This is a genomic window from Paracoccus sp. 08 (genome assembly GCF_024105395.1).
Classification (GTDB): domain Bacteria; phylum Pseudomonadota; class Alphaproteobacteria; order Rhodobacterales; family Rhodobacteraceae; genus Paracoccus; species Paracoccus marcusii.
Genome location: NZ_WEKR01000074.1, coordinates 1 through 14,217, shown reverse-complemented (window position 1 = coordinate 14,217; position 14,217 = coordinate 1). Strand labels below are relative to the sequence as shown.

Here is a 14,217-nt window from a genome sequence, read left to right as displayed (position 1 = left end):
GTGGCGCGCGCACGGCGGTCGTGGGACAATACGGGCAGAATTTCGGAGGTTCAGATGGCGGTTCGAATGGTCCGGGGCGTGCTGGCGCTGACACTGGCGGGGGTCGTCGGCTGGCTTCCTGTTATGTCCGGCGCACGCGAACCTCTCACTGCCGTGAGCGTGGCCGCGGCGCCACGGCTGGATTTCACGCCGCAACAGATGGCCTTGGCGCTGGCAGTGTCGGACGACGCCGATCTTGCCTCGTTCTATGGCAGCAACGGGTTGCGCCCGATCTTCCTTGGCCCCGAGGGAGAGGCCCGGCGACTCGCTTTGCGGGACGCGATCGGGAACGCCCCGCGCCATGGCATCCCCGTTGCCCGATACCAGCCCGATCGCCTGACGGCGACCGAAGGACTTGCGGCCGAGATCGCCCATGCCCATGCCCTGTCGCGCCTGCTGCGCGATCTGACAGGCGGCGTGCTGAACCCGACGCGCGTCGACCCCGAGATCAAGCGACAGCCCGTGCGGACAGCGGTGGTCCCGCTGCTGGCGCGGTTCGAGGCGGCGGCGGATCCTGCGGCGGTCCTTGCCGGGGCCGGACCGGACCATCCGGCCTATCTTGCGCTGCAACAGGCGCTGTCCGGGCCGGCCGACCTAGCGGTCCCACAAGGCCTGCCGCGTATCGCGACCGGTGTCTGGCGGCCCGGCCAAAGGGCCGCGGCGATCGCCGACCTGCGCACGCGCCTGGTGGCCATCGGGTTTGCCGCCGATGCGCCGGATGCCACGCTGTATGACGATGCCCTTGCGCGTGCGGTCGCCGATTATCAGCGTGCGGCCGGCCTGCCGGATGACGGCGTCGCGGGCCCGCGGACCATCGCGGCGCTGAACGGCGATGGCGGCACCGGACAGGACGCGCGGCAGCGCGCGATCCTGGTGGCGATGGAGCGGATGCGCTGGATGGCGTCCGAGGATCTGGACAACCGCCATGTCTGGGTGAACATCCCGGAATTCAGCACGACCATCGTGGAAGACGGGGCCGAGGTGTTCCGCACCCGCAGCGTCATGGGCAAGGACACGCCCGAGATGCGCACGCCCGAATTTTCCGAGATGATGGCCAATGTCGTTGTCAATCCCAGCTGGAACGTGCCGCGGTCCATCGCCGTTCGAGACTATCTGCCCCGCCTGCAGGCAAACCGTCATGCGCTGTCGCATCTGGACGTGGTGGATGGCGCGGGGCGGGTGCTGGCACGGGACGGCATCGACTTTGGCCGCTATAGCGCCGCCAGCTTTCCGTTCAGGCTGCGCCAGAAGCCAAGCGACGACAATGCCCTTGGCGTGGTCAAGTTCATCTTCCCCAACCCCTGGAACATCTATCTGCACGACACGCCGTCCAAGCACCTGTTTGCGAACCGGGTGCGGGCGGAATCGAATGGCTGCATCCGCATCGGCGATCCGGTCGATCTGGCCCGTGCGTTGCTGTCGCGCCAGACCGATGATCCGGCGGCGATGTTCCAGCGCGCCCGCGACCGGGAACGCGAGACCTGGCTGAAGCTGACGCCGCCGGTTCCCGTGCATCTGGTCTATTTCACTGCCTGGCCTGGCCCGGATGGGCGCATCCGGCTGTTCGACGACATCTATGGCCGCGACGCCCGCATCTGGGAGGCGCTGCAGGCCCAGGGCTTTGGCGCGGCGGCGCCCGCCATGGTCGCGGACCTGAACCCGGGGTTGTGACCCGCCCCGGAACGCGGGCACTGGAAGCAGCCTTGCAAACAGGCTAAGTCCTTGCGCGAAAGGGGGGGCCATGGTCCTGACGATGGGTGAGCTGGCGCGGGCTCTGGACGCGCAATGCTGGGGCGACCAGTCGATCCGCGTGACGGGTGCGGCGGAACCCGCGGCGGTCGGTCCGGTCGACGCGGGTGGCGGCACGCTGGCCATGGCCATGGCGCCCAAATACGCCGAGGCGTTGAAGCCCGGCAGCATCGCCATCCTTGCCGAAGGGATGGACCCCGAGGCTTATGGCCTGAAGGCCGCCATCTTTGCCCCCCGCCCGCGGCTGGTCATGGCCGGTCTGACGCGGGCTTTCGACCGCGGCCCGGACATTGCGCCGGGCATCCATCCGACCGCGGTCATCGACCCCACGGCCACGATCGGCGACGGCGCGGCCATCGCGCCCTTTGTCGTCATCGGCGCGCATGCGCGGATCGGACAGGGCGCCCGCATCGGGGCGCATGTCAGCATCGGTCGCGGCGCCCGCATCGGCGATCAGGCATTGATCCATCCGGGCGTGCGGATCGGCCATGACGTGACCGCCGGCGACCGTCTGATCGTGCAGCCGGGCGCGTCGATCGGCGGAGATGGGTTTTCCTTCGTCACCCCCGAGGAGTCGGGGATCGAGGAGATCCGCCGCACCCTGGGCGCCCGTGCCGCGGTCAACCAGCAGCACTGGACGCGCATCCATTCGCTTGGCGCGGTCGAGCTGGGTCATGACGTCGAGATCGGCGCGAACGCCACCATCGACCGCGGCACGATCCGGTCGACCCGCGTGGGCGACGGCACCAAGATCGACAACCTGGTGATGCTGGGCCACAACGTCGTCGTGGGCCGTGACTGCCTGCTGTGCAGCCAGGTGGGCGTGGCCGGATCATCGGTGATCGGCGACAGGGTCGTGCTGGCCGGGCAGGTGGGCGTCAACGACAACATCCAGATCGGGGACGACGTCATTGCGGGCGGTGCCGCCAAGATCTTCACCCGCGTGCCGGCAGGCCGGGTGATCCTGGGCAACCCCGCGGTCAAGATGGAGACCCAGCTGGAGATCCAGAAGGCCATGCGGCGGCTGCCGCGTTTCGCACAACAGCTGTCCAAGCTTCAGGAAACCGTTACACGCCTGTTGGAAAAGGGCTGAACAGGAGGCGACATGACAGACGACATCACGCAGCGCATTCGGGCCATCATCGCGGAGCAGGCGATGCTGGAACCCGACCAGATCACCGATGACGCGACCCCCGCCGAACTGGGCATCGACAGCCTGGGCCTGGTCGAATCAATCTTTGCCATCGAGGAAGAGTTCGACATTTCGATCCCGTTCAACGCGAACGAGCCCGAGAAGTCCGACTTCGACATCTCGAACATGGGCACGATCATCGCCGCGGTGCATCGGCTGGTCGCGGAAAAGGCGGAATGACCGCCCCCGTGGACGAAGCGCTGATCGACGCAGGCCGCGCGGCACCCGCGATCCGGCCTGCGGCCGAGACGACCGGCCGCGGCGGGCTGCGCCGTGTGGTGATCACCGGCGCCGGCACGATCAACGCGCTTGGCCACGATGTCGCCACCACCCTGGAGGCGTTCCGCGAGGGCCGCTGCGGGATCACGCAGCTGGATTTTCGCGATGTCGATCGCCTGTCGATCCAGATCGGCGGACAGGTCCACGACTGGACGCCCGAGACCTATTTCAACCGCCAGCAGATCCTGCTCTATGACAAGTTCACCCAGTTCACCCTGCTGGCCGCCAAGCAGGCGGTCGAGCAGTCGGGCCTGCACTTTCAGGGCGCGCTTGGCCTGCGGTCGGGGGTCATCCTGGGCACGGCCGGCGGTGGGCTGAACACCTGGGACGAGAACTATCGCGCCGTCTATGAGGAGGGGAAGAACCGCGTCCATCCCTTCGTGGTCCCCAAGCTGATGAACAATGCCGCGGCCAGCCATGTCAGCATGGAGTTCGGCCTGCGCGGCCCCGCCTTCACCGTCGCCACCGCCTGCGCCAGCAGCAATCACGCGATGGGCCTGGCGTTCCAGATGGTGCGGTCGGGCGCGGCCGACGTCATGCTGTCGGGCGGGTCCGATGCAATGCTGTGCTTTGGCGGCGTCAAGGCATGGGAGGGGCTGCGCGTGATGTCCAAGGACGCCTGCCGCCCCTTCAGCGCCAACCGCAACGGCATGGTCCAGGGCGAAGGCGCGGGCGTCTTCGTCTTCGAGGATTTCGAACACGCCCGGGCGCGTGGCGCCGAGATTCTGGCCGAGGTCGTGGGCTTTGCCATGTCGTCGGATGCGCAGGACATCGTCATGCCATCGGCCCAGGGCGCCGAGCGCGCGATCACCGGGGCGATGGTCGATGCCGGCCTGAACCGCGAGGATATCGGCTATATCAATGCCCACGGAACGGGCACTGCCGCGAATGACAAGACGGAATGTGCGGCGGTGGCCCATGCCTTTGGCCATCACGCGGACCGGTTGATGATGTCGTCGACCAAGTCGATGCACGGCCATCTGATCGGCGGCACCGGCGCGGTCGAACTGCTGGCCTGCATCATGGCGCTGCGCGACGGAGTGATCGCGCCCACGATCGGCTATCAGGAGGCCGACCCGGAATGCGCGCTGGACGTCGTTCCCAACGAGGCCCGTGAGGCGCGGGTCGATGCCGTGCTGTCCAATGCCTTCGCCTTTGGCGGACTGAACGCGGTCATCGCCCTGCGCCGCGTCTGATCGTCATGCGGGACACATGAAAAAGGCCGCGTCCAGGGGACGCGGCCTTTTCCGTTCATGCGATGGCAGAGGCGATCACTCGGCCGGAGCGTCCTCGGCGGGGGCATCCTCTGCCGGNTCGGCATCGGCGGCCGGGGCGGGCGCGGGTGCGGCGGCATAGGCGGCCAGTTCATCGAACGCGGCGGTGAAGCCGGTCAGCGACATGCTCAGCTGGACCGGCGAATCCGGGTCGCCGCCGAAGGGCAGCAACTGCACGGCCGCGGTGCTGCCGGCCTTCATGCTTGCCAGTTCCTGATTGGTGAAGCCAAGACGCGCGACGCAGCCGACCGGCGCGCAGAAGCTGAACGGATAGCCGCGCATCTCGCCCGATCCGATCTGGAAGCCCAGGCCGTCGATCAGATCCGTCTCCAGCGGTGCGACAAGGGTAGCGCCGGCGGCGACGTCGCCGTTCGACAGGGGAACCATGGTCAGTTCGGCAACCGGGTTGTCGTCGGCATCGGTCAGCAGCTTGTACATCTCGCACGGATCCTTGCCCTGATCGGCGCGGATGCAGCGGATGGTCCAATCGCCATGCTCAGACTTGGCATAATAGCTACCAGGTCCGTTCGGATCGCGCGCGGGCTGACCCGCGGGCGCGTTCTCGGCCGCGGGGGCATCGGCGGGCGCGGCTGGCGTCTCTGCATCGGCAGGTGTGGTGGCCGGCGCGTCTGCGGCAGGGGCATCTGCGGCCGGTGCGGCGGTCGCGGGCGCATCGGCGGCGGGGGCTTCCGCCGCGGGGGTTTCGGGCGTGGCCGGCGCCGGGGTGTCCTGGGCGAATGCGGGCCCGGTGATCAGGGCGAGGGCGGCCAACAGCGCGTGCGAATGTCTGATGAACATCAATCTTTCTTTCTTTTGCTCAACGCATTGCGGCTGATCTAGCACGGCGCCGGGGCCTTGTCAGTCCCCTGCCACGACACGCGTTGTCACCAACCCTTGAGGTCGGGACATTGCACAGGATTGCGCATTGAAGAAGTTGCGTGGGAACCGAACCGGCCGGACACGCATCATGAATTGACGCGAAAGGCCGTGGCTTCCACCACGGCCTCCGACGCGTTGCGTTATTCTCCCTGCCGGACTGGCCGGTCATCATTGAGACGCACGCTAATCGCGTTGGCGTGATCCGTCAACGGTCTATGGATTTTCCCCCGATCACATAAAAAAAGCCGCGCCCGAGGGCGCGGCAGTCCAACAGGGAGGAAGGTCCGGGTCACGGCTGCGATCCGGACAACTTCACCTTGCCATGAAAGCGTTAAAATTGTCTTTTCAAGGCGTGCGTTGCGCAATTTGTTCGTGGGGGATGCGATGGCCTCGGTTCTGGACCTGGATGCGGGAACGATCTTCGTGGGCGGCGCCGGCGCCGAATACGCGACCCCCGAGACGATGCTGCTGAAGCTGGCAAACCGACACGGGCTGGTCGCGGGTGCGACGGGGACGGGCAAGACCGTCACCCTGCAGACCCTGGCCGAAAGCCTGTCGGCGGCGGGCGTTCCGGTGTTCCTGGCGGATGTGAAGGGGGATCTGGCGGGGCTGGCCAAGGCAGGATCGGATCAAGGCAAGCTGCACGAGCCTTTCCTTGCCAGGGCCGGTCAGATCGGGATCGATCTGACCTATGCATCCTATCCGGTGACGTTCTGGGATGTCTGGGGCCAACAGGGCCATCCCGTCCGCACCACGCCGGCCGAGATGGGACCGCTGCTGCTGTCGCGCCTGCTGGACCTGACGGAAGCGCAGGAGGGCGTCATGGCGATCGCCTTCCGCGTCGCCGACGAGGAGGGGCTGCCGCTTCTGGACCTCAAGGACCTGCAGTCGATGCTTGTCTGGGTCGGACAGAACGCCGCCGACCTGTCGACGCGCTATGGCAATGTCAGCACCACCAGCGTAGGTGCGATCCAGCGCGCGCTGATGGTGCTGGAGACCGAGGGCGGCGCGAACCTGTTCGGAGAGCCGGCGCTGGCCCTGACCGATATCATCCGTCAGGACGCGGACGGGCGCGGCGTCATCAGCATCCTGTCGGCAGAGCGCCTGATGAACGCACCTCGCCTGTACGCGACATTCCTGCTGTGGCTGTTGTCGGAGCTGTTCGAGCAGTTGCCCGAGGTGGGCGATCCGGACAAGCCCCGCGTCGCGTTCTTCTTTGACGAGGCGCATCTGCTGTTCGACGACGCGCCGAAGGCCCTGATCGAAAAGGTCGAGCGGGTGGCACGATTGATCCGGTCGAAAGGCGTCAGCATCTGGTTCGTCACCCAGAACCCCGCCGACATTCCCGAATCGGTGCTTGGCCAATTGGGAAACCGGGTTCAGCACGCGCTGCGGGCGTTCACCGCCAAGGATCAGAAAGCCTTGCGCGATGCGGCGCAGAACTATCGAACCAACCCCGATTTCGACATCGCCGAGACGATCCAGCAGGTGGGGACGGGCGAGGCCGTGACCTCGTTCTTGCAGCCGAAGGGTGTGCCGGGCATCGCGCAGCGGACGCTGATCCGGCCGCCGTTCAGTCAGGTCGGCCCGATCACGGACCAGGAGCGCGCGGCGATCAGGGCCACGTCCCCGATGGGGCCGAAATACGACACCGCCCTGGATCGCGATTCCGCGCACGAGATGCTGGCACGCAAGACCCAGGCCGCAGCCCAGGCGGCCAGTGTGAAGAAGGATGACGACGGGTTGTTCGACATGCCCGCCGGTGCGGGACGGGGGCGACCATATCAGGCGCCGGCACGCGAGAAGGCTGCGCCGCGCGGGCGGTCCGACAGCATCGTGCAGACCTTTGGCAAGAGCCTTGCCCGGCAGTTGGGGACCCGGACCGGGCAGGCGCTGGTCCGGGGCGTTCTGGGTTCCCTGATCAAGAAGCGCTGATGGTCACAGCGCGATGGCCGTGGCCGGCATCGGCGCGGCGTCGATCGCGGCACGCATCTCTGCCAGGATGGCGATGACCAGCAGGACGTGGCGGCGCAGGTCGTATTCGGCGGCCTGGGTCACGCGCATGTCGTTCTGGATCTGCTCCTCGGCCCGCAGGCGGGACAGGACGGCGCCCGGCGCGGGGCAGCGGTCGCTTCGCAGCAGGCGGGGCAGGTCGCGATCGCGCTTCCAGGTCTTCTGACCTTCGCGGGCGGCCCGGATCAGCGTTCCGGGACGGCGCAGGCCCTGATTCGTCGGGCGGGGGCGAAAAACGATCACGTTCGAGACTGCGGTCATGGGGCTGATCCTTTGCGTTTGCCACGGGGTCACCTTCACACAACCTTGAGGTGTGTTGCCAAAAGCCCTGCCGCAGCGCGCGGTGGAGCAAGGTTTCTTTAGGAATTGTTAGGGAATGTTGCGGCTATGTGCAGAAACACCCTGTTAACCACAGGGAAAGATTTCAACCCAGGGTAGTCTACTGCCGGGCTGCCCGAGGACGACAAGGGACCTGACATGACCATATTGACCGGTGATTTCGCAATCCACACGGGCATCGCGGAGCACCGTGCGCAGGTGCAAGGGCAGACCTGCGCGCAAGACGACCTGAGCGAGGACGCGCGCCTTTACCTGCGCCATGTCGACCAGGGGGTGACGATCCGTGCCCTGGCGCGCGAGGCCGGTGTTCATGCCTCGACCATCCTCCGCCGTATCCGCCGGTTCGAGGCGCGCCGCGACGATCCGCTGGTGGATGCCGCGCTGGCACCGCGGCCCGAGGGGGCCAATGCGCCTGATGAGCGTCAGGCCCTGCGCGTGCTGCGCCGGCTGGCAGRGCCGGGTGCGTGCATGGCATCGGCCCCCGGCATGGACAAGGCGATCGTCACGCGCGACGACATCCGTACCGCCGTTCTGGAACGCGCCCTGGCAGAGATGATGGCGCTGAAGGGATGGGTCGTGCAGACGCGGGGCGGCGGGCGCATCCAGCGCTATGTCATCGCACCGGCAGGGCGCGAGGCCCTGCGCCAGATGCTGCGGTCGCCCCGCCAGCGCAGCGCCGTGCCGGGGCCATCGTCGTTTGCGGACGCCCACCCGGTCCACAAGGACGCCCGGCCCGTCCACGGCATGGCCGAGGCCCAGGCGGCCTTCGACCACGGTGACCGTCACCGGGTGTGGGAGGATCGCGTCATCGACGATCCCGAGGATGGCCGCCGCCGCCAGACCCGGGTGAACATCGCGGAAAGCCCGCTTCTGGTGCTGGCGCGGCGGCGTGACCATGACGGGCAGGCTTTCCTGACGCCGGGCATGGTCACCGCGGGTGAACGCCTGCGCGAGGATTTCGAGCTGGCCCAGATGGGTCCGCGCGTCACCCAGAACTGGGACGGCTTCATGACCTCGGGGATCGACGTGTCGCGCGGCGGCGGCGGTTATCGCGGCGGATCGGAATCGGCGCGCGACCGGGTGGCCGTCGCGCTGCGCGACCTTGGCCCGGGCATGGGCGACATCGTCCTGCGGGTGTGCTGCTTTCTGGAGGGGATCGAGATGACGGAACGGCGTCTTGGCTGGTCCGCACGGTCTGGAAAGATCGTCCTGCGGCTGGCCCTGATGCGGCTGGAGCGGCACTATGAGGAAACCTACGGCAAGGGATCGCGGCTGATCGGCTGAAGGTCATTGCCGCAGACAGGGGCTGGTCGATAAGATGGTGGGCGTTGACCGCGCGTCGTTGATCAGGCCCCCTTATGAATATCACCCTGCGCCAGCTGCGCTATTTCCTGTCCTTGGCGCAGCACACCCATTTCACACGCGCTGCCGAATCGATCAACGTCACGCAACCCGCGCTGTCCATGCAGATCCGAGTGCTGGAGGAGGAGATCGGCGCCCGTCTGGTCGAACGCACCCCGCAGGGTGTCCTCCTGACCCCGCAGGGCCGCGCGCTGCAGGACCACGCCCAACGGGTCATGGCCGCGATGACCGATCTGGAACAGGACTTGCGGCAGCCGGGGCAGGGCGGCCGGTTGATGCTGGGCATGATCCCCACCGTCGCGCCCTATCTGCTGCCCGAGGCGCTGCCCCTTTTGCGGGCGCGCGACATCGGGCGCGACCTGCATCTGCGCGAGGCGCAGACCGACCGCCTGCTGGACGAACTGCAGGCGGGGCGGCTCGATGCCATCGTCGTCGCCAGCCCGCCCGAAGGGCCGGGCCTGCAGGCCATACCGCTGTTCGCCGACCGCTTTCTGCTAGCCGGCAGCGCGGCGCGAATCGCCGATCTGCGCAGCCGACCGCTGTCCCCGGACGCGCTGGATCCCGGCCAGCTTCTGTTGCTGGACGAGGGGCATTGCCTTGGCGACCAGGCCCTGGAGGTCTGCGGGCTGAACCGTCGCGCGGCGCGGCTGGACCTGGGGGCCGCGTCGCTGTCGACCCTGTGCCGCCTTGCCGCGCAGGGCATGGGCCTGACCTTCCTGCCCGAGATCGCCCGCCGGCAGGAGCTGGCCGCGGCACCCGGCCTGACGGCCGTCAGGTTTCCCGACCCCCAGCCCGCGCGGCAGGTCATGCTGATGCGCCGCGCATCGACTCCGGGGCAGGGCTGGTTCGACGATCTGGCCCGCCTGCTGACCGCGGCGGCGCGACCGCTGCTGGATCTGGGCTGACCGCAAGGCAGCCATGTGGACGCAGGGGCAGGGGATGCGTTGCCAAATCGTTGCAAAGCCCCTATTTCTGCCCGAACCGCGACCGAAAGGACCATGACCTTGCGCGACCTCAGGATCCCGGATCAGCGCCACCCGGAAAAGGCGCACCGACCCGATCAGGCCCAGCCCAAGAAGCCGGACTGGATTCGCGTCAAGGCGCCCACCTCTGCGGGGTACAAGCAGACGCGCGACCTGCTGCGCGAGAACCGCCTGTCGACCGTCTGCGAGGAGGCCGGCTGTCCCAATGTCGGCGAATGCTGGAGCCAGGGCCACGCCACCATGATGATCATGGGCGAGATCTGTACCCGCGGCTGCACCTTCTGCAACGTCGCGACGGGTAAGCCGCAGGCGCTGGACACGTTCGAACCCGGCCGCGTCGCCCATGCGGTGCAGAAGCTGGGCCTGAACCACGTCGTGATCACCAGCGTCGATCGCGACGACCTGGACGATGGCGGGGCCGAGCATTTTGCCCAGACCATCCGGGCTATCCGCCACCGCTCTCCGACCTCCACGATCGAAGTGCTGGTGCCCGACTTTCTGAAGTCAAAGCCTGGCGCCTTGGAGACCGTGGTCGAGGCGCGTCCCGATGTGTTCAACCACAACCTTGAAACGGTGCCGGGCCTGTACCCGGAGGTCCGTCCCGGCGCCCGCTATTTCCATTCGCTGCGTCTGCTGCAGCGGGTCAAGGAACTGGACCCGTCGATGTTCACCAAATCCGGCATCATGGTCGGATTGGGAGAGGATCGTCAAGGCGTGCTGCAGGTCATGGACGACATGCGCGCGGCTGACATCGACTTCATCACCATCGGCCAGTATCTGCAGCCCAGCCCCAAGCACCATCGCGTTGACCGCTTCGTCACGCCCGAAGAATTTGCGGGCTATGAGAAGGCCGCCTATGGCAAGGGTTTCCTGATGGTGTCGGCGACGCCACTGACCCGGTCGTCGTATCATGCGGGCGATGACTTCGCGCAGCTTCGAGACGCACGACTGGTCAAGTTGGGTCGCGCCTGAGGCCGCGGGGCAGGGGGCGCACGCCGCCCCTTGCAAATCGTCGCGACTGGATTTACGCCAAGCCCAACGGTCCGAACGGACCGCCGCCGAAAGGGCGCCGGGACCAGTCCGGGGGCGTGGCGGAATGGTAGACGCGACGGATTCAAAATCCGTTTCAGCAATGAGTGCCGGTTCGAGTCCGGCCGCCCCTACCACGCCCTTTCTGCTGGATAAAGTATCCATTCTGAACGTCTGACGAATCACTGTCATTTTGTTTTTCAACGGCGCTCGCAACATTTTTCGTTTGCTCTTAATTCGTTCCGCTCACCATTTGGGCCTTTTTTTCACCCGCGCGATCTGACGCGCCGGGCCCTCATATTTCGCGATCATCGGCGTAGATTTGTGGCCGGTTATCGAAGCGATCAGTTCATCGCTGCACCCGGCATCAGCCAGCTCCGTGGTCTCTGATAGCGAAGCCAGTGAATGTCATAGGCCTGTGCGCCGATCGCATCCCGCACAGCCTTTGATGCCGCCGAGCATTTCAGTGGTCAGCTGTCGCTGCCATGGGCACAGATCGTTCCGCCAGCCCGGGGCGTGGCGTGGCGTCCAAGGCCGCCTGCAATCGCAGGGTCATCGGAACCCACAACGCGGCGCCGGTCCTGCTCTGGTGCACCAGAATCCCATCGCCGTTAGTACTGCTCCAGCGCATGTTCAGCACGTCGCCGATGCGGTGTGCAGTTCCTTGGCAGAGCTCAAAGATAATACAACCAGCCCTCGGGGGACCAGGCGTAGCTGATATCGCCCGCCCATTTCTGGTTCGGTCGATCTGCAGTAAGGTCACGGTCCCGAGCTTGGTTCGGCACGATGTTGAACGTGTGGTCGCTGTCGGCCCCTCGTCGGGGAAATGAACCAACGGATCGTTCCCTGTCACTCCTCGACGTCGAATTTCTTCGTCCTTTCAACAAAGATCCCATTTTCGCGGAATGAGGAGGTTCTGAAAATAGTCCGGGAAACTATACGCTTAACGGAGTGAATAGCCTCATGTTTCCTGGACGCTTTCTTCGCTAACTTTGAGGCAAGGAGGCCATGATGGGCGCAGGTAATTTCATGGACGAGTTCAAGCGCGATGCGGTAGCGCAGATCACGGAGCGGGGCTATCCGGCCGAGGAGGTTTCGGCTCGGCTCGGCGTCAGCACGCATTCGCTCTATGCGTGGAAGCGCAAGTTCACGAAGGCAGTGTCGGGTGACACGGAGAAGGATGCAGAGATCCGGCGGCTGAAGCGTGAACTGGTCCGGGTGTCGGAGGAGTGTGACATCTTAAAAAAAGCCACCGCATATTTCGCTCGGGATGCAAGGTGAGTGGAGCCAGCGAGGCGCCATCGGTTCAAGCCCGCTGGCGACGGCGTTCGTGGCCGAGCATCGGGGACAGTCTTCTGTGCGGACGATGTGTCGTTGCCTGCGCGTCCAGCCGAGCGGGTTCTATGCATGGCTGAAGGCACCGCTGAGCGCACGGGCGCAGGAAGACAGGCGCCAGACCGAGCTGCTGCAGAAGGCTTGGGCGGAGAGCGGCAAGATCTATGGCTATCGCAAGCTCCATGACGATCTGGTTGAACAGGGCGAGAGCATCTGTCCGAACCGGGTAGCCAGATTGGCTCAGCTTGCAGGTATCAAGGCGCAGATCGGCTACAGGCGCCGCCCCGGCAGCTTTGGTGGCAAGCCATCGGTCGTGGTCGATAATACTCTTGACCGGAAGTTCGACGTCGAGGCCCCGGACAAGGTCTGGGTGACCGATATTACCTATATCCGGACGCAAGAAGGGTTCGTCTACCTCGCGGTGGTCATCGATCTTTACTCCCGGCGCGTGGTCAGCTGGTCCATGCAGAGCGGTCAGACGACAGATGTCGTTCTGCAGGCCCTGATGATAGCCGTCTGGCGACGAAAGCCGAAGAACAAGGTGCTAATCCATTCGGATCAAGGCTGTCAATTCACCAGCATGGATTGGGCCACATTCCTGCGTGCTCACAATCTTGAGCATTCGATGAGCCGCCGCGGCAACTGTCATGACAACGCAGTCGCCGAGAGCTTCTTCCATCTGCTCAAACGCGAAAGGATCAGGCGCAGGACCTACCGGACACGCAAAGACGCAAGACAGGACGTGTTCGACTACATCGAGATGTTCTACAATCCGAAGCGAAAGCATGCGAGGAACGGGATGCTGTCGCCTGCCGACTTCGAACGGCGGCAGATGAGGAGACGCGAAGCCGTCTAAGAAAATCGGGGCTATTCAGTTCGAGCGTCTAGATTCAGCGCCTTCAACAGCGTTTTGTCCCGTTTGCAAGTTGTAGATATCCGCGTGTCGGCCTTGACGTCGCCGCCTCGTGTCAGACGCATTCGGATGCCAGTCGAAGTATCAGGCCGACACAGGGTTACATGCGACCGAATTTCGCCGTGTCCACGCAAGCGAATACGAAGAGGCATTCCAGATAGCGGTATCGTCATGATCGAGTTTTTAAACGTAGAGTTCAAGGGAAGTTCAATCAGTTCGAGCTTTCCTGACGATACAAGATGGGTGTGAGCTTCTGGGTTGGCAGCAGTATCTAGTCGTTCGGCAGTCATCCTGCCAATAAGGCCGGTGATATCGTGTCTCCGATGAAAATGCGCTGGATCGGAATAATGTGTTTCGTCAACCCTAACAGATGAACAGCGAAATTCCTGGTCGGGCTCAATCACGCTTAGGCCGTAGTGTTTGAAAACGCGGATCGCGGCCTCATAGTATGCCGGCATTCCCTCGCGGGCTTCCTTGCGCGGAATGAGTAACAGCAGCAGGATTTTCCAGCCCCTTGACCCAGCGAGTCGAAGAAACTCCTCAAGATTTCGGATGACAACTGGAAGATCATAAAGAACACGGTGACCTGCCCCCCCGGAACGTCCCTCGGTTTAATGTAGAGTTTGCTTCATCACGAAGGAGCAGACGACATGAGAAAAAGCCGCTTCACCGAGGCGCAGATCATTGGGATGATCAAGGAGCAGGGTCGACGTACTGCGTCGACGGAATGGCGACGGCGGATGTCTGTCGTCGGCATGGTCTCAGCCGGGCGACGTTCTACAAGCTCAAGGCCAAGTATGGCGGCATGGACGTGTCCGATGCCCAAAGGCT

The 14,217-nt window shown here is 65.1% G+C and carries 10 protein-coding genes, 1 tRNA gene and 3 pseudogenes; 11 read left to right on the top strand and 3 right to left on the bottom strand.

Annotated elements, in window-relative coordinates:
- Positions 1 to 54: 54 nt before the first annotated feature.
- The 4 genes from GBO37_RS19880 (at position 55) to GBO37_RS19865 (ending at position 4,455) form a co-directional block, all read left to right on the top strand.
- Positions 55 to 1,710 carry a murein L,D-transpeptidase gene (locus GBO37_RS19880; protein WP_252930567.1) on the top strand — a complete coding sequence of 552 codons (1,656 nt, stop codon included), beginning with the start codon at positions 55 to 57 and terminating at the stop codon, positions 1,708 to 1,710.
- Between the two features lie 70 nt (positions 1,711 to 1,780).
- On the top strand, positions 1,781 to 2,881 hold the full coding sequence (gene lpxD, locus GBO37_RS19875) for a UDP-3-O-(3-hydroxymyristoyl)glucosamine N-acyltransferase (protein WP_252930566.1): 1,101 nt from the start codon (positions 1,781 to 1,783) through the stop codon (positions 2,879 to 2,881).
- Positions 2,882 to 2,893: 12 nt separating this feature from the next.
- Positions 2,894 to 3,160, top strand: coding sequence for an acyl carrier protein (locus tag GBO37_RS19870; protein WP_045980857.1), 267 nt, complete (start codon positions 2,894 to 2,896; stop codon positions 3,158 to 3,160).
- A gap of 86 nt (positions 3,161 to 3,246) precedes the next feature.
- A complete protein-coding gene (locus tag GBO37_RS19865) occupies positions 3,247 to 4,455 on the top strand; it encodes a beta-ketoacyl synthase (protein ID WP_045980892.1) in 1,209 nt (402 codons plus the stop codon).
- 75 nt (positions 4,456 to 4,530) lie between these two features.
- On the opposite strand, the gene GBO37_RS19860 is transcribed toward GBO37_RS19865, so the two are convergent.
- Positions 4,531 to 5,331, bottom strand: coding sequence for an invasion associated locus B family protein (locus tag GBO37_RS19860; RefSeq protein ID WP_252930565.1), 801 nt, complete (start codon positions 5,329 to 5,331; stop codon positions 4,531 to 4,533).
- Positions 5,332 to 5,796: 465 nt separating this feature from the next.
- On the opposite strand from GBO37_RS19860, the gene GBO37_RS19855 reads away from it, so the two are divergent.
- On the top strand, positions 5,797 to 7,347 hold the full coding sequence (locus GBO37_RS19855) for a helicase HerA-like domain-containing protein (protein ID WP_252930592.1): 1,551 nt from the start codon (positions 5,797 to 5,799) through the stop codon (positions 7,345 to 7,347).
- Between the two features lie 3 nt (positions 7,348 to 7,350).
- Here GBO37_RS19855 and GBO37_RS19850 read toward each other — a convergent pair whose 3' ends face one another.
- Positions 7,351 to 7,686, bottom strand: coding sequence for a DUF6477 family protein (locus GBO37_RS19850; protein WP_045980859.1), 336 nt, complete (start codon positions 7,684 to 7,686; stop codon positions 7,351 to 7,353).
- Between the two features lie 216 nt (positions 7,687 to 7,902).
- Between GBO37_RS19850 and GBO37_RS19845 the strand changes: the two genes are divergently transcribed.
- From GBO37_RS19845 to GBO37_RS19830, 4 genes are all read left to right on the top strand, one after another.
- Complete coding sequence (locus GBO37_RS19845) at positions 7,903 to 9,048, top strand: DUF6456 domain-containing protein (protein WP_252930564.1); 1,146 nt, start codon at positions 7,903 to 7,905, stop codon at positions 9,046 to 9,048.
- A 74-nt stretch (positions 9,049 to 9,122) separates the two neighbouring features.
- Positions 9,123 to 10,031 (top strand): hydrogen peroxide-inducible genes activator, encoded by a 909-nt coding sequence (locus GBO37_RS19840; RefSeq protein ID WP_252930563.1) that lies wholly within the window; start codon positions 9,123 to 9,125, stop codon positions 10,029 to 10,031.
- Positions 10,032 to 10,124: 93 nt separating this feature from the next.
- Positions 10,125 to 11,081, top strand: a complete 957-nt coding sequence (lipA, locus tag GBO37_RS19835; protein WP_252930562.1) for a lipoyl synthase — start codon at positions 10,125 to 10,127, stop codon at positions 11,079 to 11,081.
- 110 nt (positions 11,082 to 11,191) lie between these two features.
- A tRNA-Leu gene (locus GBO37_RS19830) sits at positions 11,192 to 11,275 on the top strand.
- Between the two features lie 546 nt (positions 11,276 to 11,821).
- On the opposite strand, the pseudogene GBO37_RS19825 reads toward GBO37_RS19830, so the two are convergent.
- A pseudogene (locus GBO37_RS19825) lies at positions 11,822 to 11,947 on the bottom strand (IS3 family transposase); the annotation flags it as partial.
- A 202-nt stretch (positions 11,948 to 12,149) separates the two neighbouring features.
- Between GBO37_RS19825 and GBO37_RS19820 the strand changes: the two are divergent.
- Positions 12,150 to 13,329 (top strand): annotated as a pseudogene (locus GBO37_RS19820) (IS3 family transposase).
- Between the two features lie 707 nt (positions 13,330 to 14,036).
- Positions 14,037 to 14,217, top strand: a pseudogene (locus GBO37_RS19815) (transposase); the annotation flags it as partial.